This window comes from Burkholderia sp. Z1 (genome assembly GCF_014893795.1).
Classification (GTDB): domain Bacteria; phylum Pseudomonadota; class Gammaproteobacteria; order Burkholderiales; family Burkholderiaceae; genus Burkholderia; species Burkholderia theae.
In genome coordinates, this window is the sequence record NZ_JACFYL010000002.1 from 631590 (window position 1) to 654497 (window position 22908).

Here is a 22908-nt window from a genome sequence, read left to right on the forward strand (position 1 = left end):
CTCCTCAATCGAAGTTGGTAAAGATCCAATCGGATGACTCGGGGTCATAGATCGCGTACTGATCGATCGCAGCATCTTCAACAGCGATGGTCGGCGGAATACTTGCCAGCGCTTCCCCCTCTGCATCGGCTATCTGATCAGCCGTCCACGCATCCATCATGTCGAGCGTCTTGCTGAATCCGGATAGTCCGGCCCGGAGATAGGCTGTTTCGATGCGCTCGACCACGCTATCGGGGAAACGGATCGTGAAGTGGGCGCGATGTTCGATCGGCACATCGAAGGATGCAAAGGTGTAGATCATCACTGGATGACCCGCATCGGAAACGATCAGACGGTCCCCGGTCGCCCCATAGGCATAGTTCACGGCGACCAACAGTCGGCCATGCTGTTCCATGAAACGACGCGTGTCGACTTGCCGAAAATCGATCGGCCAAAAGTGATCATCGTCGCCTACAAGCGTTCGGGAACCCATGACCGCGTCGAGGGGCGAAAGGTAGGTGCAAATGAACGGATCGCTCGTGCAGATCATCTGCATGTTGCCGCTATACATCGGATCGATTGCATCGCGCGAACAGGTTTGCGTGGTGTGTAGTTGCTGCACCATCGCGTAAAGCGAGATCGACGAGTGAAGAAAATACGGACAACCGGCACGCTCATTTTCTGCCATGGGCTCGGATATCTTGTGCATGGACGAGCTACGGAAGATCGCCGTTAACGATTGATTTGTATATGGGACGAGTACGGTTTTGCGTTAGGAATCCAATTGAAAATTGGAATGATTGACGAACGGCAATGCTGGGGAGAATGATGAGCGTTCAATCGAACACTAACGTCTACGAACCGCGCGTCAAAGTGCGCTGCAATCTCGGACCCGATTGTCTGCTGTCGGCACTACCTGCCAACAAGTGGTTGCAAGTTGATTTTTGAATCGCCGGAAAAACGCAATGGGGGCTCGACATTCAACATCGGCGGCGGAATGGATCGACGGTGACTCGACGACCTGGAAATGGGCGCGCGCCGTGCCGCGATGAACCATTCGCGGCACAACGGCGTATGCAGCGCGGTCGTGATGGCGTCGTGAACCCGTGCACTCAACCGCGGTTCGCGCTGCACTCTGGACATGAGATGCGGCGACTCCAGGCGGACTGTGAACGAAGGACGAGTTGATCGCGGGAAGGCGGGAAATCGGCCCGGCAGCCGAAATACCGTCAGGTAAGGTGGCTCGAAAGCATCGCGCGGAAAGTGAGCGCCTCTGCGTAGCGTTTGCGACCACGCATTTACGACCTCTCCTCTCAAACGAAAATGCCGTTCAGTTGATTAACTGAACGGCATCAAGATTCAAGGCCGCAGGATTCCTTACGGCGCAGCGCGCGCTTCACGCATGCAGCACATGCGCCGGAAACGCCGGTGCGGCGCTGGCTGACCCCTGCGCAAGCGGCGCGACCTGCTTGCGCCGCTCCCTCGTCGGCGCAACGCCGAACGAGTCGCGATAGCTCTTGCTGAAGTGGCATGCCGACTGGAACCCGCACGCCATCGTGATGTGCATGATCGACATGTCGGTCTGCAGCAGCAACTCGCGCGCACGGCGCAGCCGCAGCGTCAGGTAGTAGTGCGTCGGCGTCATCCCGAGATGTTCACGGAACAGACGCTGCAATTGCCGCTGCGACATGTTCGCGAGCCGCGCAAGCTCCTCGCGCGACAGCGGCTCCTCGATGTTGTTCTCCATCAGCGAAATCACTTCGAACAGCGACTTGTTCGCCGAGCCGAGCCGTGCGACGAGCGGCATGCGTTGCTGCGCGCTCGTATCGCGCACGTGTTCGACGATGAACTGCTCGGCGATCTGCGTGACACGTGCGGTGCCCACGCGCGCGGCGATCAGGTTCAGCATCATGTCGAGCGGCGCGACGCCGCCCGTGCACGTGATGCGGTCGCGGTCGATCACGAACAGTTCCTTCAGGAAGCGCGTATCCGGAAACTCTTCCTTCAGCGCCGACATGTTCTCCCAGTGGATCGCGCATGCGTAGCCCGCGAGCAGCCCCGACTTCGCGAGCGCATAGGTGCCCGTGCACAGGCTGCCGAGCGGGATGCCCGCGCGCGCGAAGCGGCGCAGTGCCGACAGATGGGAGGGCGTGGTCGCGCGCTGCACGTCGACGCCGCCGCACACGAACACGATGTCGGGCTGCCCGACGCATTCGGCCGGGCCCGTGTCGACCGTGAGGCCGTTGCTCGCCGTGACCGGGCCGCCGTCCGGGCTGATCACCGACCAGCGGTAGAGCGGCTGGCCGCTCAGGTAGTTCGCCATCCGAAGCACCTCGATCGCATTCGTGAACGCGATCATCGTGAAGTTCGGTAACGGCATGAACGCGAAGTGGGACAGCGACGCTGTGCGGTCGGGCGACATGGGGAGCTTCCTGGAATCTCTAATAGCTATAGGCCCGAGGCACGAAACGGGCTGCGGTATTGTGTGAGCCAGCGCAACAAGCGTGCCATACGGCTAAACCCTAGCTCCATACGTTGTATGGCTGAAAGCCGCATGCTGCACTGCACCGTATGCGGGCCGCGCTGCACTCCGTCCGGGCGGCACAGGCACTGCCGGAGTGCGTGTCCATAGGTGAACGGCCGACACCGTTTTTGCAGGTCAACCGGAAAAGCACGACCGGTCACTTGTATAAAACGGACGCGCATGGCGGAAAAGGCAAAGAACGCGTCTAAATTCATCAATCCGCCGAAAATCCGAACGACAAGAATAGAGCCGTCGGCAGCCTTGCACTGGGCAAGCGGGAAACCCAGGCACGGCGGGCCTTGAGCTTCGGTTTCAGCCCTTTATTCTTCGTCACGGACGCACTATGTCGAACAACCAGCCTTTCTTCTCGCAGCCCCTTGCCGAGCGCGACGCGCCGGTGCGCAGCGCCATCCTGAAGGAACTCGAGCGTCAGCAGTCGCAGGTCGAGCTGATCGCGTCGGAAAACATCGTGTCGCGCGCCGTGCTCGAGGCGCAGGGCTCGGTGCTGACCAACAAGTACGCGGAAGGCTATCCCGGCAAGCGTTACTACGGCGGCTGCGAATTCGCGGACGAAGTCGAGGCGCTGGCGATCGAGCGTGTGAAGCAGATCTTCAATGCCGGTTATGCAAACGTGCAGCCGCACTCGGGCGCGCAGGCGAACGGCTCGGTGATGCTCGCGCTGGCCAAGCCGGGCGACACGGTGCTCGGCATGTCGCTCGACGCGGGCGGCCACCTGACGCACGGCGCGAAGCCGGCGCTGTCGGGCAAGTGGTTCAACGCCGTTCAGTACGGCGTGAACCGCGACACGATGCTGATCGATTACGACCAGGTCGAGGCGCTCGCGCACGAGCACAAGCCGAACCTGATCATCGCCGGCTTCTCGGCATACCCGCGCGCGCTTGACTTCGCACGCTTCCGCGCGATCGCCGACAGCGTCGGCGCGAAGCTGATGGTGGACATGGCGCACATCGCCGGCGTGATCGCCGCGGGCCGCCACGCGAACCCGGTCGAGCACGCGCACGTCGTCACGTCGACCACCCACAAGACGCTGCGCGGCCCGCGCGGCGGCTTCGTGCTGACCAACGACGAGGACATCGCGAAGAAGATCAACTCGGCCGTGTTCCCCGGCCTGCAGGGCGGCCCGCTGATGCACGTGATCGCCGGCAAGGCCGTCGCGTTCGGCGAAGTGCTGCATGCGGACTTCAAGACCTACATCGACAGCGTGCTGGCGAACGCGCAGGCGCTCGGCGAAGTGCTGAAGGCCGGCGGCGTCGACCTCGTCACGGGCGGCACCGACAACCACCTGCTGCTGGTCGACCTGCGCCCGAAGGGCCTGAAGGGCGCGCCGGTCGAACAGGCGCTGGAGCGCGCGGGCATTACCTGCAACAAGAACGGCATTCCGTTCGACACCGAGAAGCCGACCGTTACGTCGGGCATCCGCCTCGGCACGCCGGCCGGCACGACGCGCGGCTTCGGCGTCGCGGAGTTCCGCGAAGTCGGCCGCCTGATCCTCGAGGTGTTCGACGCGCTGCGTGCGAATCCGGAAGGCGATCAAGCCACCGAACAGCGCGTGCGCCGCGAGATCTTCGCGCTCTGCGAGCGCTTCCCGATTTACTGATCGACCCCCACACAAGAGCAGAGACTGGAGCGAGAGGCAGATATGAGCACGCTGCATCAGGACAGCATCATCATCGACGGGCTGAACATCTCGAAGTTCGAGAAGCCGGTGTTCGAGGACATGCGCCGTGGCGGCATCACGGCCGCGAACTGCACGGTGTCGGTGTGGGAGAACTTCACCAAGACCGTCGACAACATCGGCGTGATGAAGAAGAAGATCCGCGACAACAGCGAGCTGCTGACGCTGGTGCGCACGACGGACGACATCTTCCGCGCGAAAAAGGAAGGCAAGACCGGGGTCATCCTCGGCTTCCAGAACGCGCACGCGTTCGAGGACAACCTCGGCTACATCGAGGCGTTCCACGACATGGGCGTGCGCGTCGTGCAGCTCTGCTACAACACGCAGAACCTGGTCGGCACCGGTTGCTACGAACGCGACGGCGGGCTGTCGGATTTCGGTCGCGAAGTGATCACCGAGATGAACCGCGTGGGCATCATGGTCGACCTGTCGCATGTGGGCGGCAACACGTCGTCCGAAGCGATCGCGTTCTCGAAGAAGCCGGTGTGTTATTCGCACTGCCTGCCGTCGGGGCTGAAGGAGCATCCGCGCAACAAGAGCGACGCCCAGTTGAAGGAGATCGCCGATGCGGGCGGCTTCGTCGGCGTGACGATGTTCGCGCCGTTCCTGAAGCGCGGGATCGAGGCGACGATCGACGACTACATCGAAGCGATCGATTACGTCGTGAACCTGATCGGCGAAGACGCGGTCGGCATCGGCACGGATTTCACGCAGGATTTCGCGAAGGAATTCTTCGACATGCTGACGCACGACAAGGGCCGTTATCGCCAGCTGACGAACTTCGGCAAGGTGATCAACCCGGACGGCATCCGCACGATCGGCGAATTCCCGAATCTGACCGCGGCGATGGAACGCGCCGGCTGGAAGGAGTCGCGCATTCGCAAGCTGATGGGCGAGAACTGGGTGCGCGTGTTCAAGGACGTGTGGGGCGCGTAAGCGCCACGCCGGGCCGGACAACCACCAACGTTCAACACTAGAAAAACCGGGACGTGCCCGCGCAAGCCGCGTGGGCACGCGGACGATGTCGTGCCTGCGCCCACGCCGCGCGGCCAATTTTCCTCACGGAGTCACCACGATGCAACCGCAACTGCCGATCAACGTCGATCCCGATACCGGCGTCTGGACCACCGATGCGCTGCCGATGCTGTACGTGCCGCGTCACTTCTTCACGAACAACCACGTCGCCGTCGAGGAAGCGCTCGGCGTCGACGCGTATGCCGAGATCCTCTACAAGGCCGGCTACAAGTCCGCGTATCACTGGTGCGACAAGGAAGCGAAGCTGCACGGCCTGACCGGCATGGCGGTGTTCGAGCACTACCTGAAGCGCCTGTCGCAGCGCGGCTGGGGCCTGTTCTCGATCATCGAGGCCGATCCGGCCAGCGCGCGCGCGAAGATCGAGCTGCGCCACTCGTCGTTCGTGCTCCAGCAGCCGGGCAAGGAAGGCAAGCTCTGCTACATGTTCGCGGGCTGGTTCGCCGGTGCGATGGACTGGGTGAACGACACGACGCCGGAAGGCAAGGGCGCGCCGCGCGCGCAATCGAAGGAAGTGCAGTGCGCGGCCGAGCATCACGACCACTGCGTCTTCGAAGTGTCGCCGATCGCGCACTGACGCACTGAAGCACTGACTCACCGATTCAAAACAACACCCGCAACACGAGACATTCGAACGCCAGAGGTCGCCAGCGATGCGTTATCCCCACCTGTTCAAACCCATGCAGCTGAACCAGCTGACGCTGCGCAACCGGATCGTCAGCACCGCGCACGCGGAGGTGTATGCCGAGCCGGGCGGCCTGCCGGGCGATCGTTATATCCGCTACTACGAAGAAAAGGCGAAGGGTGGCGTCGGCCTGGCCATTTGCGGCGGGTCGAGCCCGGTGTCGATCGACAGCCCGCAGGGCTGGTGGAAATCGGTGAACCTGTCGACCGACAAGATCATCGATCCGCTCACGCGGCTCGCGGACACGATGCACAAGCACGGCGCGAAGATCATGATCCAGGCGACGCACATGGGTCGCCGCTCGTCGTTCCACGGCGAGCACTGGCCGCACCTGATGTCGCCGTCGGGCGTGCGCGAACCGGTGCACCGCGGCAACGCGAAGATCATCGAGATCGAGGAAATCCGCCGCATCATCGGCGATTTCGCGGCGGCCGCGAAGCGCGTGAAGGCGGCCGGCATGGACGGTATCGAAATCTCGGCGGCCCACCAGCACCTGATCGACCAGTTCTGGAGCCAGCGTTCGAACCATCGCACCGACGAATGGGGCGGCAGCCTGGAGAACCGCCTGCGTTTCGGCATCGAGGTGCTGACGGCGGTGCGCGAAGCGGTGGGCAAGGATTTCTGCGTCGGCCTGCGCATGTGCGGCGACGAATTCCACGAGGACGGCCTCGACCACGAAGCGCTGAAGGAAATCGCGCAGGCGATGTCGGAGACGGGCCTGATCGACTACCTGAGCGTGGTCGGCTCGGGCGGCGATACGCACAACACGATCGCGAACTGCATGCCGCCGATGGCGTTGCCGCCTGAGCCGTTCGTGCATCTCGCGGCCGGCATCAAGTCGGTCGTGAAGATTCCGGTGATGCACGCGCAGAGCATCCGCGACGCGGGCCAGGCCGAGCGTCTGCTCGCCAACGGCATGATCGACCTGGTCGGCATGACGCGTGCGCAGATCGCCGATCCGCACATGGTGATCAAGATCCGCGACGGCCGCGAGGACGAAATCAAGCAGTGCGTCGGCGCGAACTACTGCATCGACCGCCAGTACAACGGCCTCGACGTGCTGTGCATCCAGAACGCGGCCACGTCGCGCGAAGCGACGATGCCGCACATCATCGAGAAGTCGCGTGGCCCGAAGCGCAAGGTCGTGGTGGTGGGCGCGGGTCCGGCGGGCCTCGAGGCGGCGCGTGTCGCGAAGCTGCGCGGCCACGACGTGGTGCTGTTCGAGAAGAACGCGGAAGTGGGCGGTCAGGTGATGATCGCCGCGAAGGCGCCGCAGCGCGAACAGATGTCGGGGATCATCCGCTGGTTCGACATGGAAACCAAGCGTCTGGGCGTCGACCGCCGTCTCGGCGTGGCCGCCGACGAGAAGATGATCATGGCCGAGAAGCCGGACATCGTCGTGCTCGCGACGGGCGGCTCGAGCTTCACGTGGCAGGTGCCGGGCTGGGGCGTGGCCGACGGCCTGGCCGTCAGCTCGTGGGACATCCTGACCGGCAAGGTCGAGCCGAAGCAGAACGTGCTGCTGTTCGACGGCGTGAGCACCCATGCGGGCGCGGGTGTGGCCGACTTCATGGCGAGCCGCGGCTCGAAGGTTGAGGTCGTCACGCCGGACGTGAAGGTGGCCGACGATTGCGGCGGCACGACGTTCCCGATCTTCTATCGTCGCCTGTACGCGTTCGGCGTGATCCCGACGCCGAACACGATGCTCGACCGCGTCTATGAAGAAGACGGCAAGACGATCGCCGTGCTGCGCAACGAATACACCGAGGAACTGGAAGAGCGTGCCGTCGATCAGGTGGTGATCGAGAACGGCTCGTCGCCGAACGACGAACTGTACTGGAAGCTCAAGCCGGAATCGCTCAATCGCGGCCAGATCGATCCGCACACGCTGTTCGCGGCCGAGCCGCAGCCGTGCCTGTCGGAAGAACTCGGCAACGGCCGCTTCCTGCTGTTCCGTGTCGGCGACTGCATCTCGATGCACAACGTCCACGGCGCGATCTACGACTCGCTGCGTCTCGTGAAGGATTTCTGAAGATGAATCCGTCCTTCCTCATTACCGCACTGTTGTGGCTGTCGGTGGCGGGGCTCGCGTTCGCGGTCGCGAAGCGCTCGTCCTACTGGCGCCTCGGCCGGGCCACGGCGCCCGGCTCGTTCGGCATCGCGAACCTGTTCGCGATTCCGAAGCGTTACTTCGTCGACCTGCACCATGTGGTCGCGCGCGATCCGTACATCGCGAAGACCCACGTCGCGACGGCCGGCGGCGCGATCGGCGCGCTCGCGCTGGTGTTCGTCAACTATGGCCTCGCGATCTACTCGCCGTGGCTCGACAAGCTGATTTTCCTCGCGGCGCTCGCGATGCTGGTCGGCGCGGTGTTCGTGTGGCGCCGGCGCGCGGCGAAGGACGTGCCGGCTCGCCTGTCGCGCGGCCCGTGGAATACGCTGCCCTGGCTGCTCGGCTCGTTCGCGCTCGGCCTCGTGCTGTTCATGCTGGTGCCCACCGGCGCGATGTCGGGTGCGTTCGCGGTGCTCTGCGCGCTGCTGATCGGCGTCGGCGCGTTCACGATGACGGTCGGCGCCGCGAAGGGCGGCCCGATGAAGCATGCGATCGCCGGCCTGCTGCACCTCGCATTCCACCCGCGCCAGGAGCGTTTCGCGGCAACGCGCGAATCGTTCACCGGCAACGGCACGGCCACGCCGCCGACCGCGCTGAAGCTGCCGGACCTCGAGCAGCAGGACTACGGCGTCGCGAAGCCGGTCGAATTCCGCTGGAACCAGCTGCTGAGCTTCGATGCATGCGTGCAGTGCGGCAAGTGCGAAGCCGCGTGCCCCGCGTTCGCGTCGGGCCAGCCGCTGAACCCGAAGAAGCTGATCCAGGATCTCGTCGTCGGGATGGCAGGCGGTACCGATGCGGCGTACGCAGGCAGCCCGTCGCCGGGCCTCGCGGTCGGCCAGCATCGCGGCGAGCCGAACGGCCCGATCGTGTCGGGCCTGATCGAGGAACAGACGCTGTGGTCGTGCACGACCTGCCGCGCCTGCGTGCAGGAATGCCCGATGCTGATCGAGCACGTCGACGCGATCGTCGACATGCGCCGCAACCGCACGCTCGTGCACGGCACGGTGCCCGGCAAGGGCCAGGAAGTGCTCGCGAACCTGCGTGAAACCGGCACGATGGGCGGCTACGACACGGCCGCGCGCTACGACTGGTCGGTCGACCTGAGCGCGCCCGTCGCGCAGCCCGGCAAGCCGGTCGACGTGCTGTTCGTCGCGGGCGAAGGCGCGTTCGACATGCGTTACCAGCGCACGCTGCGCGCGTTCGTCAGCGTGCTGAACAAGGCCGGCGTCGACTACGCGGTGCTCGGCTCGACCGAGACCGACACGGGCGACGTTGCGCGCCGGCTCGGCGACGAAGCGACGTTCCAGCAGATGGCGAAGCGCCTGATCGGCACGCTCGGCACGCTGTCGTATCAGCAGATCGTGACGGCCGACCCGCACGTGATGCACAGCCTGCGCAACGAATACCGTGCGCTCGGGCTGCGCGTGACGGTCAAGCACCATACGACCTACCTCGCGGAACTGGCCGAGAGCGGCAAGATCGCGCCGAAGGCCGTCGACGCGCTGCGCGAGAAGCGCACCACGTATCACGACCCGTGTTACCTCGGCCGCTACAACGGCGAGACGGAAGCGCCGCGCAAGCTGCTGAAGACGATCGGCATCCAGGTCGTCGAGATGGAACGCAACGGCATGCGTGGCCGCTGCTGCGGCGGCGGTGGCGGTGCGCCGCTCACCGACATCCCCGGCAAGCAGCGCATTCCCGACATCCGCATCGCCGACGCCCGCACGATCGGCGCGGACGTGGTCGCGGTTGCGTGCCCGAACTGCACGGCGATGCTCGAAGGCGTCGTGGGCCCGCGCCCCGACGTGCTCGATGTGGCCGAACTCGTTGCTGCGTCGCTGGAGTGAGTGAATCGATGAATACGATCAAACGAATCGATCCGCGCCGGCCGTTCGTCATCACGGCCGCGGGCCTGAAGCGCATCACGCTCGGCGAGGAGGGCAGCGCCGACGCGAACGCCGCGCATTGGTCCGCGCACGGTCATGGCGCCGTGGCCGCGAAGCCGCGCCGCGCGGTGCAGGACCCGAAGCACGTGATGCTGGTGGTCGCGCACGGCGAACGCGGTGCGCTCGACGATCACACGCGGCAGGCGATCGCCGCCGCCGCGCTGCTTGCCGACGCGCAAACCGAAGTCGCGCTGCTCGCGTTCGGCGAACTGAAGGACGACGTGGCCGAACTCGGCGTCGACAAGCTGGTTGAACTCGCCGGCTTCGATCGCCGCGCATTCGATCCCGAAAGCGAGTTGCAAGCATTGCAGGCGTGTGTGGCGGCACTCGCGCCGAAGCATGTGTTCGTGCCCGACAACGCGACGGGCGACGGCGATCTCGGCCGGCGCTACGCGGCGGCCGCCGGTGCGAGCGTCGCGACGAACGTCGTCGAGATCGACGCGAAGCATGTCGGCGCGTATGCACACGCCGGCCGTGCGTTCGCGACGCGCGGGCTGCCCGACGTGATCCTGCTCGCGCAGAACGCGGTCGACGCGAAGCTGCCGTTCGTCGGCGCGGGCGAACGCCTGGCCGCCGACTTCATCCGCCCGGCGGGCGATGCCGCGCAGCCGTATCGCGATCTCGGCCTCGACGAAATCGATGCGGCCCAGGTCGCGCTCGAGGAAGCGGATTTCATCGTGTCGGCCGGCAACGGCGTGTCCGACATCGGCGCGTTCGAGCGGCTGGCCGGCGCATTCGGCGCGGCGATCGGCGCGAGCCGCGTCGCGGTCGACAACGGCCACTTCACGCGCGACAAGCAGGTCGGTGCCACCGGCAAGACGGTCGAGGCGAGCGTGTATATCGCGTTCGGCATCTCGGGCGCGGTGCAGCACCTGCAGGGGATCAAGGACTGCCGTCATGTGATCGCGGTGAACCTCGACGGCAGCGCGCCGATCGCGAAGCGCGCGAACCTGACCGTGGTCGGCGACGCGCAGGCGACCATCACCGCGCTGATCGAACAGGTGCAGGCCGCGCGTGCCGCGCGCGGCGAATCGCCGGCCGCGGTCGGCACCCGTGAACCGGAAGGAGTTGCCGCATGAACGCCCCCCGCCAGTTGCAACGCATCGCGGTGCTCGTGTCCGTCGGCCGGCATCCGGTCAGCGGCGTCGCGCGCTACAGCCGCAACGATGCGGCCGCGCTTGAAACCGGCCGCCAGCTCGCCGAACGGCATCGCGCGCGGCTCGACGTGATCCATGCGGGCGACCCCGCGAATGCGGCACTTGCCGAATATCTCGCGCTCGGTGCGCAGGACGTCGAAGTGCTCGCCTGCCGCGACGACGACGATGCGGTGCACGCGCTTGCCGCACGCGTCGAAGGCTACGACCTCGTGCTGACCGGCACGCGCGCCGAGGGCGCGTACGACACCGGGATGCTGCCGTATCGCATCGCCGCCGCGCTCGGTTATCCGCTCGTCGGCTCGGCGGTCGACGTGACGGTCGAAGGCGGCCGCGCGGCGGTCCGGCAATTTTTGCCGAAAGGCTTGCGGCGGCGCGTCGATGCGGCGCTGCCGGCCGTCGTCGCCGTCCATCCGCTGGCCAATGCCGAGCCGCGCTACGCGTATGCAAGGCTGCGCGCCGGCGCGATCCGGCCGGCGCTCGCGGCGCCCGGCGCGGACGCCGACGCGGCCGCGTGGCAGGTCGGTCCGGTCGAGCGTAAACCCGTAAAGCTGGTCGCCGCCGAGAAGCGCTCCGGGCATGCCCGGATGCTGTCCGCGACGACGACCGAAAGCCGTGGCGGCAACGTCGTAAATGAAGGGAGTTCGGTCGAAAAAGCACAAGTGATACTCGCGTATTTGCGCGAGCATCAGCTCATCGACTACTGATTTTGATGCCTGTCGGCAAGAACCCAGGGATGCAAGGAATCCGGAGCAAACGATGAAAGTATCGGCAGACATTCGTGCATTGATCGAGCGGCGCAAGGAAGGGCACAGCCTCGATGCGCCGTTCTACACGAGCGAGGACATCTTCGCGCTCGACATGGAGGCGATTTTCCGCCAGCACTGGATCCAGGTGGCGGTCGAGCCGGACATTCCCGAGCCGGGCGACTACGTGACCGTGGAACTGGGGAGCGATTCGATCCTGATCGTGCGTGACGACGACATGGCGATCCGCGCGTTCCACAACGTGTGCCGTCACCGCGGCGCGCGCCTGTGCAACGAGGATAAAGGTTCGGTCGGCAACATCGTGTGCCCGTACCACAGCTGGACCTACAACCTGACGGGCCAGCTGATGTTCGCCGAGCACATGGGCGAGAAGTTCGACCGCTGCAAGCACAGCCTGAAGTCGGTGCACGTCGAGAACCTCGCGGGCCTGATCTTCATCTGCCTCGCCGACGAGCCGCCGGTCGACTTCGCGAAGATGCGCGCCGAGATGGAGCCGTACCTGTTGCCGCACGACCTGCCGAGCACGAAGATCGCCGCGCAGATCGACCTCATCGAGGAAGGCAACTGGAAGCTCACGATGGAGAACAACCGCGAGTGCTATCACTGCGTCGCGAACCATCCGGAGCTGACGATCTCGCTGTACGAATACGGCTTCGGCTACCAGCGTTCCGACGCCAACGCCGAAGGCATGGATGCGTTCGCCGAGACGTGCGTGCGGCGCGGCAAGGAGTGGGCCGAGATGGGCCTGCCGTCCGCGGAGATCGAAAAGCTGCTCGACGTGACGGGTTTCCGCACGCAGCGCCTGCCGCTCGATCGCCACGGCGAATCGCAGACGCTCGATGCGAAGGTCGCATCGAAGAAGCTGCTCGGCGGGTTCGACAAGGCCGACCTCGGCGGGCTGTCGTTCTGGACGCAGCCGAACTCGTGGCACCACTTCATGAGCGATCACATCGTGACGTTCTCGGTGATCCCGCTGTCGGCAGGCAAGACGCTCGTGCGCACGAAGTGGCTCGTGCACAAGGATGCGAAGGAAGGCATCGACTACGACGTGAAGAACCTCACGGCCGTGTGGAATGCGACCAACGACCAGGATCGTGCGCTCGTCGAATTCTCGCAGCGCGGCGCGAACAGCAGCGCGTACGAGCCGGGCCCGTATTCGCCGTTCACGGAAGGTCTCGTCGAAAAATTCTCGGCCTGGTACATCGGTCGGCTCGCCGAAAAAACCGGCGAATAGCACATAGCAGCAGACAAGCGGAGCAAGACATGATGCGAGATGCGGCCAATTTCGAGCCGACGGACAGCCGGGTGACGCGCCCGGCGTTCTGGAACGCCCTTCCCGAGCGCTGGACGAGCGACGTCGAGGAAACGCTGGTGTGCTGCCACGTGCGGCAGGAAACGCAGGACGTGAAGAGCTTCTTCTTCCGTTCGCCGCAAGGCCGCTCGTTCTCGTTCGAGCCCGGGCAGTTCCTCACGCTCGAGCTCGACATCGACGGCGAGACGATCAACCGCTGCTACACGATCTCGTCGTCGCCCGCGCGGCCGCACACGGTGTCGATCACGGTCAAGCGAGTGCCGGGCGGCAAGGTGTCGAACTGGCTGCACGACAACCTGCAGCCGGGCGCGCCGGTGCGCGTGCTCGGTCCGGCCGGCGAATTCACGTGTGCACGGCATCCGGCGCGCAAGTACCTGTTCCTGTCGGCCGGCTCGGGCGTCACGCCGCTGATGTCGATGAGCCGCGCACACCATGATCTCGCCGAGGATCGCGACATCCTGTTCGTGCACAGCGCGCGTACGCCGGACGACATCATCTTCGCGCGCGAGCTCGACCTGATCGCGTCGAATCACACGAATTTCCGCACGTCGTTCGTCGTCGAACGCCTGGGCGCGCGCACCAACTGGCCGGGCGTCACGGGCTTCCTGACGCTGCCGCTGCTGAAGCTGATCGCGCCGGATTTCATGGAACGCGAGATCTTCACGTGCGGCCCCGCGCCGTACATGAAGGCGGTGCGCGACCTGCTCGACGAAGCCGGTTTCGATCGCAAGCAGTATCACGAGGAGAGCTTCTCGTTCGAGACGCTCGCGCAGACCGCGAGCGACGAATTGCTCGCCGATCTCGCACCGCCGGCCGAAGACGGCGACGCCACGACCAAGCAGTTCACAGTCAGCTTCGCGAAGAGCAACCGCGAGATCGTGTGCGGCTCGGCGCAGCACGTGCTCGACGCGGCACGCCAGTCGGGCGTGCGGCTGCCGGCATCGTGCACGCAGGGCATGTGCGGCACCTGCAAGGTGAAGCTCGTGTCGGGGCAGGTCGAGATGAAGCACAACGGCGGCATCCGCCAGCGCGAGATCGATCAGGGCATGGTGCTGCTGTGCTGCAGCAAGCCGCTGTCCGACCTCGTGATCGACAAGTAGTCGCAACACGCCATCGGCTGTCCGGACGCGTCGTGTCCGGACAAGCATCCGTCGGAAAACAACGATACCGCGGATTTGTGGTTGAAGAACCTAGAGAGACAACGCGCGCAGGCGCACATCAAGGAGATCGACCATGAAGCTGTTCGGAAAATTGTTGTGGACCGGCGCGCTGTCGGCAATGGTGGCACTGAGCGCGTCGGCGCTCGCCGATACGAAACCGACGCTGAAGATCGGCTACGTCGAAGGCTGGGACGACAGCGTCGCGACGACGAACGTCGCGGCCCGTGTGATCGAGAAGAAGCTCGGTTACCAGGTGCAGCTCGTGCCGGTCGCGGCCGGGATCATGTGGCAGGGTGTCGCGCGCGGCGATCTCGATGCGACGTTGTCCGCGTGGCTGCCGGTGACGCACGGCTCGTACTGGGACGAGTACAAGGCCAAGGTCGTCGACCTCGGCGCGAATTTCCCGGATGCGAAGATCGGCCTGATCGTGCCCACGTATGTGAAGGCGAAGAGCATCGACGACCTGAACGCGGAGAAGGCCAATTTCGGCGGCCGGATCGTCGGCATCGACGCGGGTGCAGGTGTGATGCGCAAGACCGACGAAGCGATCAAGAGCTACGGACTGAACTACACGCTGATGCCGAGTTCGGGCAGCGCGATGACGGCCGAGCTGTCGCGTTCGGTCAATGCGAACAAACCCGTCATCGTGACCGGCTGGGCACCGCACTGGATGTTCGCGAAGTGGAAGCTGCGCTTCCTCGAGGATCCGAAGAAGGTGTTCGGCGGCGCCGAGCACGTCGACAGCGTCGCGAATCCGTCGCTTGAAACGAAGGCCAAGCCGGTCGCCGCGTTCCTGAAAAAATTCCAGTGGAAGCCGGGTGAAATCGACAGCGTGATGCTGGCGATCCAGAACGGTTCGAAGCCGGAAGCGGCCGCCGATGCGTGGATTGCGGCCCATGCAGACCGCGTGAATGCGTGGACGGAAGGCACGCAGTAAGTCGTCACAAGAATCCCTAAAACAAGCAGTCCGGGGATGGCTGGCAGGATTCCTAATGAAATTGGAAACTATCCATCCATATCCCGGAATTTTTTTGATGATTGTGCAAGAAAGCGCAAAGGTTGTTACACTGCGCCTCTTGTGCGGAGTCATCACAGGAGGAATTGGATGAGTCAGGCAGGACTGCGTGCGAACCGCACCAGTGATGTTGAGGCAACCATCTCACATGATTCGACGGGCCACACGCTGCATCGTGGCCTGACTTGGAAAGACGCATTCTGGGTAACGAGCGGCGTGCCGGCAGGCGTGCTGTTCACGATCGGCGGCGTATGCGCGACGATCGGCCAGCCCGCGTGGGCGATCTGGATCGCCGCGATCACGATGGGGCTGATTCAAAGCGCGACTTATGCGGAAATATCGGGGCTATTTCCCCATAAATCGGGCGGCGCGTCGGTGTATGGCGCGATCGGCTGGGTCCGTTACAGCAAGCTGATTGCCCCGGTGTCCGTGTGGTGCAACTGGCTCGCGTGGTCGCCGATGCTCGCGCTCGGCTGCGGCCTCGCGGCGAGTTATGCGCTCACGAGTCTCTTTCCCGCCAACGCGGCGGTGCTGCACTGGCAGCTCAAGGTTGCGGATCTCGGATTCATCAAGCCGGGTCTGTCCCTGCGGATCAACGCGACGTTCATCATCGCGACGATCCTGCTTCTCATCACGTTCAAGCTTCAACACAGCGGTGCATCGAAGGCTGCGCGCACGCAGCGCATTCTCGGCATCGCGTCGCTCACGCCGCTGTTGATCGTCGGCATCGTGCCGTTCGTCACCGGCGACGTGCCGATGTCGAACCTGCTCCCGCTGCTGCCGCTCGGTCACGACGCGCACGGCAACCTCACGGCCGCGACGTTCGGCTCGTGGAACGGGCAAGGCGTCACGATGGCGCTCGGTGCGATGTTCATGGCCGGCTGGGCGTCGTACGGCTTCGAAACGGCCGTGTGCTACACGCGCGAATTCCGCGATCCGCGCCGCGACACCGCGAAGGCGATCTTCTGGTCGGGTGCATTGTGTCTCGTCGTGATGACGCTCGTGCCGCTGGCGTTCCAGGGCGCGCTCGGCACGCAGGCGATGCTCGATCCGTCGATCGGCGACGGCACCGGCGTGGCGGCCGCGATGGCGAAGATCGTCGGTGGCGGCGCATGGGTCGCGAATGCGGTCGTCGTGATGCTGATGCTGTCGATCCTGCTGATCGTGATGACGTCGATGATGGGCTCGTCGCGCACGCTGTATCAGGCTTCCGTCGACGGCTGGCTGCCGAAGTACCTGTCGCACGTGAACGAGCACGGCTCGCCCACGCGCGCGATGTGGACCGATCTCGGCTTCAACCTCGTGTTGCTGATGATGTCGGACTACATGACGGTGCTGTCGATCTCGAACGTCTGCTACATGTTGTTCGTATTCCTGAATCTTCAGTCGGGCTGGATCCACCGGATGGATCGCGGCAACTGGGATCGGCCGTTCCGCTGCCCGACCTGGCTGCTCGTCGGCGGCGCGATCTGCGGTTATGCGAACCTCGTTTATGTTGGCGCGGGCGCGAACCTGCAGGGCGACGGCACGCTGCGCAACGGACTGATCGCGATGCTGCTGATCGTGCCGGTGTTTCTCTATCGTCACTACTGGCAGGATCGCGGCCGGTTCCCCGCGCAGATGCAGCGCGACATGGAGCTCGAAGTGCCGAAGCGCGCGATGTGGCTGAACCTGATGCCTTATGCAGCGCTGATCGGCGCGGGGCTGACGATCTGGTTGTCGTATTACTTCGCGTGGGTGAAGTGATGCGTCTGTCCGTGTAACGGCGCGCAGCGTCCGGAAACCGCACCCGGGCGCTGCGATCGATCTCGCGGCAGGCAACGAAGCCCGACCGGCTTGCAAGCGGTCGGGCTTTTGTCGTTCAGGGCCGGCAGCGTTGCCGGCATGGGCGGTGTATTCACGCAATCGAAGTCGCTTGATTTTGAGAATGATCGGTTCTAATATCCGTTCTCATGAGCCCGATCCCGACTCCTTCCGGCTCCCGCGACAGGGGGCGACCACGCGAATTCGACACCGACGAGGTGATCGACGCCGCTGCGCGCGTGTTCTGGGAGCAGGGGTATCACGCGACGTCGATCGACGCATTGTGCGACGCGACCGGCGTGTTTCGCGGCAGCCTGTATCGGACGTTCGGCGACAAGCACGGGTTGCTGGTCGCCGCGTTCGACCGTTATGCGGAAGGCGCGGTGGCACGGCTCAAGGAGCGTCTCGCGGCGGACCTTCAGCCGCGGCAGACGCTCAGGGAGGCGCTGATGCACTATACGAAGGTCGGTGCGCGCCTGTCGGAGCGTCGCGGCTGTTTCATCACAAATGCGGCCATCGAACTGCTGCCCGGCGACGACGAACTGCGCCCGCACATCGAATCGACGCTGCTGCGCATCGCCACGCAACTGAGCCTCGCCGTGGCGCGCGGCCAGCAGTCGGGCGACTTCGATCGGAACCTCGATCCGGAAGACGTCGGCCGGTTCCTGCTTTGCCTGATCCAGGGCATGCGCGTGCTGGGCAAGTCGAGTGCGTCGGAGGCGGAGCTGACATCGATCGTCGATATCGCGGTGCGGGCTCTGACCTGATTTTTTTGATTATTTTGAGAATGATCGGTTTCAAATATCAGGCATTCCCCAGGCCTCTGTCGAGACCGTGAAGGACAGACAAAAACAGCAAGGAAATTGACAAGCCGCCGCTGCACACAGCCGCACCGGCATCATTTTTCGATTAATTTGGGAACGATAGGTCATGAATAATGCACATATCGCAATGCCCGCCGCGAGCGCGTACGGGAAGGGCATCGTCGCATGCGTGACCGCGACGATCCTGATGGGCGTGATGTTCCCGGTGATGACCGATGCGTTGCGGTACATCGATCCCTTCACGTTCACGTCGCTGCGTTACCTGGTCGCCGGTACCGGCTTCATCGTGTTGCTGCGGATCGTCGAAGGGCCGGGTGCGTTCTGGCCTGCCGGCGAGTCGGTGCCACTCGCGTGGCTGCTCGGTTCGATCGGCTTCTGCGGATTCGGATCGTTCGTGTTCCTGGGCCAGCAACTGGCCGGCGACGAAGGTGCGCTGACCGCGTCGATCATGATGGCGACGCAGCCGATGATGGGGCTCCTGCTCAACGCGCTGGTGCGGCGCGTCGCGCCGGCCCCGGTGTCGGTGCTGTTCGTCGTGCTGTCCTTTACCGGCGTTGCGCTCGTCATCACACGCGGCGACGTGATGGCCGCGCTGCACGCACCGCAGCACTACGCGGCGAATGCGCTGATCATCGTCGGTGCGTTGTGCTGGGTCGTCTATACGTTCGGCGCGGCGCGGTTCACGCGCTGGTCGGCATTGAAATACACGACCGTCACGACGTGGCTCGGACTGACCACGATCGTCGCGGTCAATCTGGTGCTGATCGCCACGCACCGGATCGCCGCGCCGTCACTGGCCGCGGTGCACGCGATCCTGCCGCATCTCGCGTACATGGGGCCGGTGGCCGGCTTCGGCGCAATCCTGCTGTGGATGACCGGCAACCGGAACCTGGGGCCGATGAATGGCGTGCTGTTCATGGACATCGTGCCCATCACGGCATTCATCGTTTCAGCCTTCACGGGCGTGGTGCCCAACCGCGCGCAGATCGCGGGCGCCGCGCTGACGGGCGTGGCGCTGATCCTCAACAACCTGTACCTGCGGCGCCGCGCGCGGCGACTTGCCCCGGCGCCTGCGCGTGTGCCGTCGGCTTCCGCGTGACGGACGGTCCATCCCGCGCGCCGCGTACCGGCTTTACGAAAACACCACCGTCCGATCGCCGTTCAGGAACACGCGCCGCTCGATGAACGCCTTCACCGCGCGCGCAAGCGTGATGGATTCCACATCGCGCCCCACCGCGAGCAGCTGCTCCGGCCGCAGCGCGTGATCCACACGCTCGACGACCTGCTCGATGATCGGGCCTTCGTCGAGATCGTCGGTGACGAAGTGCGCGGTCGCGCCGATCAGCTTCACGCCGCGCGCATGCGCCTGGTGATACGGTTTCGCACCCTTGAAGCCGGGCAGGAACGAGTGATGGATGTTGATCGCGCGGTTCGCGAGTTTCGCGCTCGTTTCCTGCGACAGCACCTGCATGTAGCGCGCGAGGATCACGAGCTCGGCGCCGCTCGACTCGAAGAAGTCGAGCCACTGCGCTTCCTGCTGCGCCTTGGTGTCGGCCGTGATCGGGAAATGCCGGAACGGCAGCCCGTGCTGCGCGGCGAGCGGCTCGAAGTCGGGATGGTTCGACACGATGCCGACGATATCCATCTTCAGTTCGCCCATCCGCCAGCGGAACAGCAGGTCCGCGAGGCAGTGCTCGAGTTTCGAGACCATGATCAGCACCTTCGGCCGTGCGTTCACGTCGTGGATCGCCCATTGCATGTCGCCGTCGTGGCCGCCGAGCGCGGCTGCGATCGGCGCGAATTCCTGGCGCAGCGCGTCGATCTGCAGCGTTTCATCCGTCGGATGAAACACGCAGCGCACGAAGAAACGGTTGCTGAGATCGTCGTCGAACACGTTCAGCGCATCGACGTAACAGCGATGGCGATCGAGAAAGCCGACGACGGCGGCGACCTGGCCGGCCGCGCTCGGGCACGACAGTGTCAGGACGAATTGATCGGGGCGGTGCTCGGCGGTCATGAGACTCCTCGGTTTGCATGGGGCGCACGGCCGTGCGGCGGCGCACGAAGGCGCCGCGCCGCGCGGTTGGCGGGAGGCTCAAGTAAATCAGGACGATTTTGGCGAGGATAGAACCAACGCGCCGTGTGGCTGGTATCGGCGCGCCAGCGCGCGGAGGGGGGCGGGCTCGGCGCGTCAGGCGCTCGCGCACGCGTCGAGCAGCCAGCGCCGGAACACGTGGGTCGCGTCCGGCTCGGGCCGTTGCGGCGGCCGCACGAGGAAGTAGCCGCGCGACGTGACGACAGGCGCGTCGACAAGCTTCACGAGCTGCCCGGACGCGACGAGTTCGTCGACGAGCGGCGACCAGCCGAGCGCGACGCCTTCGCCGAGCAGCGCCGCGTGGATCACGAGCGCGTAGCTGTTGAAAGTCACGCCGCGCGCGGCGGCCGCCGTGTCGAGGCCGTGCGCGTCGAACCAGCCGGACCACGACAGCCAGCGCTCGGGGCGCGTCGGCTGCACGTGCAGCAGCGGCAGCGCGAGCAATTGGTCGGCCCGCGCGACTTGAGGGTGCGCATTGCGGAACGCGGGCGAGCACACGGGCGTGACGGATTCGGGGAAGAGCCGCGCGGCCGTGCACGACGGCCAGTGGCCGTCGCCGAACAGGATCGCGATGTCGCCGTGGTCGCGCTGCGCGTCGTAATCCTGTGACGTGACGACGCGCACGTCGACATCCGGCATCACGCGCTTCAGGCCGGCCAGGCGCGGCATCAGCCAGTAGGTCGCGAAGCCGAAGTCGGTGACGATCGTGAGCGCGCCGTGCTCGCGGCGCGCGCGCAGCGTCGCGGTGGCGCCGCGCAGCGTGTCGAGGCTCAGCCGCACGGCTTCGTACAGGCACTCGCCGTCGGCCGTCAGCGTGACCCCGCGCGGGCTGCGCTCGAACAGCGGCACGCCGAGCTCGGCCTCGAGCTGGAACACCTGCTGGCTCACCGCCGGCTGCGTCGAGCCGAGCTCGCGCGCGGCGGCCGTGAAGCTCGCGAGCCGGGCAGCCGACTCGAACGCGCGCAGCGCCTGCATCGACGGTAACGGTTCGGATTTCGACATAAGCCCCTCTAATGGCCCCATAAGGGCAGGACGCCTACCCGCCCGAATTCGGGCGGGTGATAGTGCATCGGACGGCACGGCACGCGCGCTTCACGGCCGCTACGCCAAGCCTTCCGCGATTCTAGCCAGTCGCGACGGGCACGCGCGGCACTTTCTGCGGGCCGCTTCCGTCATGCCGGACGTCTCGCTGCCCGAGCGGCGCGCCGTTCCATTCGAACACCGCTTTCCCCACGACCGCCGATGACGAACCCGACACCCAACATCCTGATCCTGATGGCCGACCAGCTCACGCCGTTCGCGCTGCCGGCGTACGGCAACCGCGTCGCGCGCACGCCGACGCTCGACCGGCTCGCCGCGCAAGGCGTGGTGTTCGACGCCGCGTACTGCGCGAGCCCGCTGTGCGCGCCGTCGCGTTTCTCGCTGCTGACCGGCAAGCTGCCGTCGGGGATCGGCGCCTACGATAACGCCGCCGAATTGCCGGCGCAAACGCTGACGTTCGCGCACTACCTGCGCGCGGGCGGCTACCGGACGATGCTGTCCGGCAAGATGCATTTTTGCGGGCCCGACCAGTTGCACGGCTTCGAGGAGCGGCTCACGACCGACATCTATCCGGCCGATTTCGGCTGGGTACCCGACTGGGACAGCCCGGCCGAGCGGCCGAGCTGGTATCACAACATGAGTTCGGTGCTGGAGGCCGGCCCGTGCGTGCGCACCAACCAGCTCGATTTCGACGACGAGGTCACGTTCGCCGCGAAGCAGAAGCTGTACGACGTCGCGCGCGAACGCGCGGCCGGCCACGATGCACGGCCGTTCTGCATGGTCGTGTCGCTGACCCATCCGCACGACCCGTATGCGATCACGCGCGAATACTGGGACCAGTACCGCGACGACGAAATCGACATGCCGGCCGTGCGGCTCGGCGCGGCGGACAGCGACCCGCATTCGCAGCGGCTGCGCTTCGTCTGCGAGAACGACCGCACGCCGCCGACCGACGCGCAGATCCGCGCCGCGCGCCGTGCGTACTACGGCGCGACGTCCTACGTCGACACGCAGTTCGGCAGCGTGCTGGCTGCGCTCGAGCAGTGCGGGTTCGCCGACGACACGATCGTGATCGTCACGTCGGACCACGGCGACATGCTCGGCGAGCGCGGGCTCTGGTACAAGATGACGTTCTTCGAAGGCGGCTGCCGCGTGCCGCTGATCGTCCATGCGCCGGGCCGTTTCGGCGCCGCGCGCGTGCGTGGACCGGTGTCGCACGTCGACCTGCTGCCGACCCTCGTCGACCTGGCCGGCGCAGCGCCCGCTGGCGGCTGGCCCGACCCCGTCGACGGTGCGAGTCTCGTGCCGCACCTGCACGGCACGCCCGCGCACGATGTCGCGCTCGGCGAATACCTCGCGGAAGGCGCGGTCGCGCCGGTCGTGATGATTCGCCGCGGCGACTGGAAGTACGTGCATTGCCCGGCCGATCCCGACCAGCTCTACCACCTCGCGGACGACCCGCGCGAGCTGACGAACCTGGCCGGCGCGCCGGAAGCCGCCGACGTGCTCGCGGCGTTCCGCACACAAGCCGCGCAACGCTGGAACCTGCCCGAACTCGACCGGCAGGTGCGCGCGAGCCAGCGGCGCCGGCGCTTCCATTACGCGGCGACGACGCAGGGCCGCATCCACGCGTGGGACTGGCAGCCGTTCACCGACGCGAGCCAGCGTTACATGCGCAATCACATCGAACTCGACACGCTCGAGGCGATGGCGCGTTTTCCGCGTGTCGGGCGCTGAGTGTCCCGCATCGCGAACCTGAACG

General features: G+C 65.4%; 18 protein-coding genes. 14 read left to right on the plus strand and 4 right to left on the minus strand.

All coding sequences use genetic code 11. The annotated features are described in order from the left end of the window. Nucleotides 1–4: 4 nt before the first annotated feature. Nucleotides 5–688, minus strand: coding sequence for a hypothetical protein (locus H3H55_RS19900; RefSeq protein ID WP_193099883.1), 684 nt, complete (start codon nucleotides 686–688; stop codon nucleotides 5–7). Nucleotides 689–1375: 687 nt separating this feature from the next. Further along, nucleotides 1376–2401 carry a GlxA family transcriptional regulator gene (locus H3H55_RS19905; protein ID WP_193099884.1) on the minus strand — a complete coding sequence of 342 codons (1026 nt, stop codon included), beginning with the start codon at nucleotides 2399–2401 and terminating at the stop codon, nucleotides 1376–1378. Nucleotides 2402–2846: 445 nt separating this feature from the next. Here H3H55_RS19905 and H3H55_RS19910 point away from each other — a divergent pair, with 445 nt between their 5' ends. The 13 genes from H3H55_RS19910 to H3H55_RS19970 all read left to right on the plus strand — a co-directional run bounded on the left by H3H55_RS19910 (nucleotide 2847) and on the right by H3H55_RS19970 (nucleotide 19109). Next, nucleotides 2847–4121: a serine hydroxymethyltransferase gene (locus H3H55_RS19910; protein WP_048243288.1), complete on the plus strand. Its 1275-nt coding sequence runs from the start codon at nucleotides 2847–2849 to the stop codon at nucleotides 4119–4121. A 42-nt stretch (nucleotides 4122–4163) separates the two neighbouring features. After that, the gene (locus H3H55_RS19915) at nucleotides 4164–5135 is read left to right on the plus strand and encodes a dipeptidase (RefSeq protein WP_129515643.1); all 972 of its coding nucleotides are present in this window, start codon (nucleotides 4164–4166) and stop codon (nucleotides 5133–5135) included. A 139-nt stretch (nucleotides 5136–5274) separates the two neighbouring features. Then, nucleotides 5275–5808, plus strand: coding sequence for a DUF5943 domain-containing protein (locus H3H55_RS19920; protein WP_048243292.1), 534 nt, complete (start codon nucleotides 5275–5277; stop codon nucleotides 5806–5808). Nucleotides 5809–5884: 76 nt separating this feature from the next. Beyond that, a complete protein-coding gene (locus H3H55_RS19925) occupies nucleotides 5885–7948 on the plus strand; it encodes an NADH:flavin oxidoreductase (RefSeq protein WP_193099885.1) in 2064 nt (687 codons plus the stop codon). A gap of 2 nt (nucleotides 7949–7950) precedes the next feature. Beyond that, nucleotides 7951–9876, plus strand: coding sequence for a (Fe-S)-binding protein (locus tag H3H55_RS19930; RefSeq protein ID WP_193099886.1), 1926 nt, complete (start codon nucleotides 7951–7953; stop codon nucleotides 9874–9876). Between the two features lie 8 nt (nucleotides 9877–9884). After that, on the plus strand, nucleotides 9885–11054 hold the full coding sequence (locus tag H3H55_RS19935; RefSeq protein ID WP_193099887.1) for an electron transfer flavoprotein subunit alpha/FixB family protein: 1170 nt from the start codon (nucleotides 9885–9887) through the stop codon (nucleotides 11052–11054). Continuing rightward, on the plus strand, nucleotides 11051–11836 hold the full coding sequence (locus H3H55_RS19940; protein ID WP_193099888.1) for an electron transfer flavoprotein subunit beta/FixA family protein: 786 nt from the start codon (nucleotides 11051–11053) through the stop codon (nucleotides 11834–11836). Before H3H55_RS19935 ends, H3H55_RS19940 begins: the two co-directional genes overlap by 4 nt. A gap of 52 nt (nucleotides 11837–11888) precedes the next feature. Beyond that, nucleotides 11889–13130, plus strand: a complete 1242-nt coding sequence (locus H3H55_RS19945; protein WP_193099889.1) for an aromatic ring-hydroxylating oxygenase subunit alpha — start codon at nucleotides 11889–11891, stop codon at nucleotides 13128–13130. A gap of 29 nt (nucleotides 13131–13159) precedes the next feature. Beyond that, nucleotides 13160–14308: a hybrid-cluster NAD(P)-dependent oxidoreductase gene (locus H3H55_RS19950; RefSeq protein WP_193099890.1), complete on the plus strand. Its 1149-nt coding sequence runs from the start codon at nucleotides 13160–13162 to the stop codon at nucleotides 14306–14308. Between the two features lie 133 nt (nucleotides 14309–14441). Then, complete coding sequence (locus H3H55_RS19955) at nucleotides 14442–15305, plus strand: glycine betaine ABC transporter substrate-binding protein (protein ID WP_193099891.1); 864 nt, start codon at nucleotides 14442–14444, stop codon at nucleotides 15303–15305. 168 nt (nucleotides 15306–15473) lie between these two features. Beyond that, nucleotides 15474–17129 carry an APC family permease gene (locus H3H55_RS19960; RefSeq protein ID WP_193099892.1) on the plus strand — a complete coding sequence of 552 codons (1656 nt, stop codon included), beginning with the start codon at nucleotides 15474–15476 and terminating at the stop codon, nucleotides 17127–17129. 206 nt (nucleotides 17130–17335) lie between these two features. After that, nucleotides 17336–17953, plus strand: a complete 618-nt coding sequence (locus tag H3H55_RS19965; RefSeq protein WP_193099893.1) for a TetR/AcrR family transcriptional regulator — start codon at nucleotides 17336–17338, stop codon at nucleotides 17951–17953. Between the two features lie 163 nt (nucleotides 17954–18116). Next, a complete protein-coding gene (locus H3H55_RS19970; protein WP_193099894.1) occupies nucleotides 18117–19109 on the plus strand; it encodes a DMT family transporter in 993 nt (330 codons plus the stop codon). Nucleotides 19110–19142: 33 nt separating this feature from the next. On the opposite strand, the gene purU is transcribed toward H3H55_RS19970, so the two are convergent. Then, a complete protein-coding gene (gene purU, locus H3H55_RS19975) occupies nucleotides 19143–20027 on the minus strand; it encodes a formyltetrahydrofolate deformylase (protein WP_193099895.1) in 885 nt (294 codons plus the stop codon). 174 nt (nucleotides 20028–20201) lie between these two features. Beyond that, on the minus strand, nucleotides 20202–21107 hold the full coding sequence (locus H3H55_RS19980; RefSeq protein ID WP_193099896.1) for a choline sulfate utilization transcriptional regulator: 906 nt from the start codon (nucleotides 21105–21107) through the stop codon (nucleotides 20202–20204). 240 nt (nucleotides 21108–21347) lie between these two features. Between H3H55_RS19980 and betC the strand changes: the two genes are divergently transcribed. Then, the gene (gene betC / locus H3H55_RS19985) at nucleotides 21348–22883 is read left to right on the plus strand and encodes a choline-sulfatase (protein ID WP_193099897.1); all 1536 of its coding nucleotides are present in this window, start codon (nucleotides 21348–21350) and stop codon (nucleotides 22881–22883) included. Nucleotides 22884–22908 lie beyond the last annotated feature (25 nt).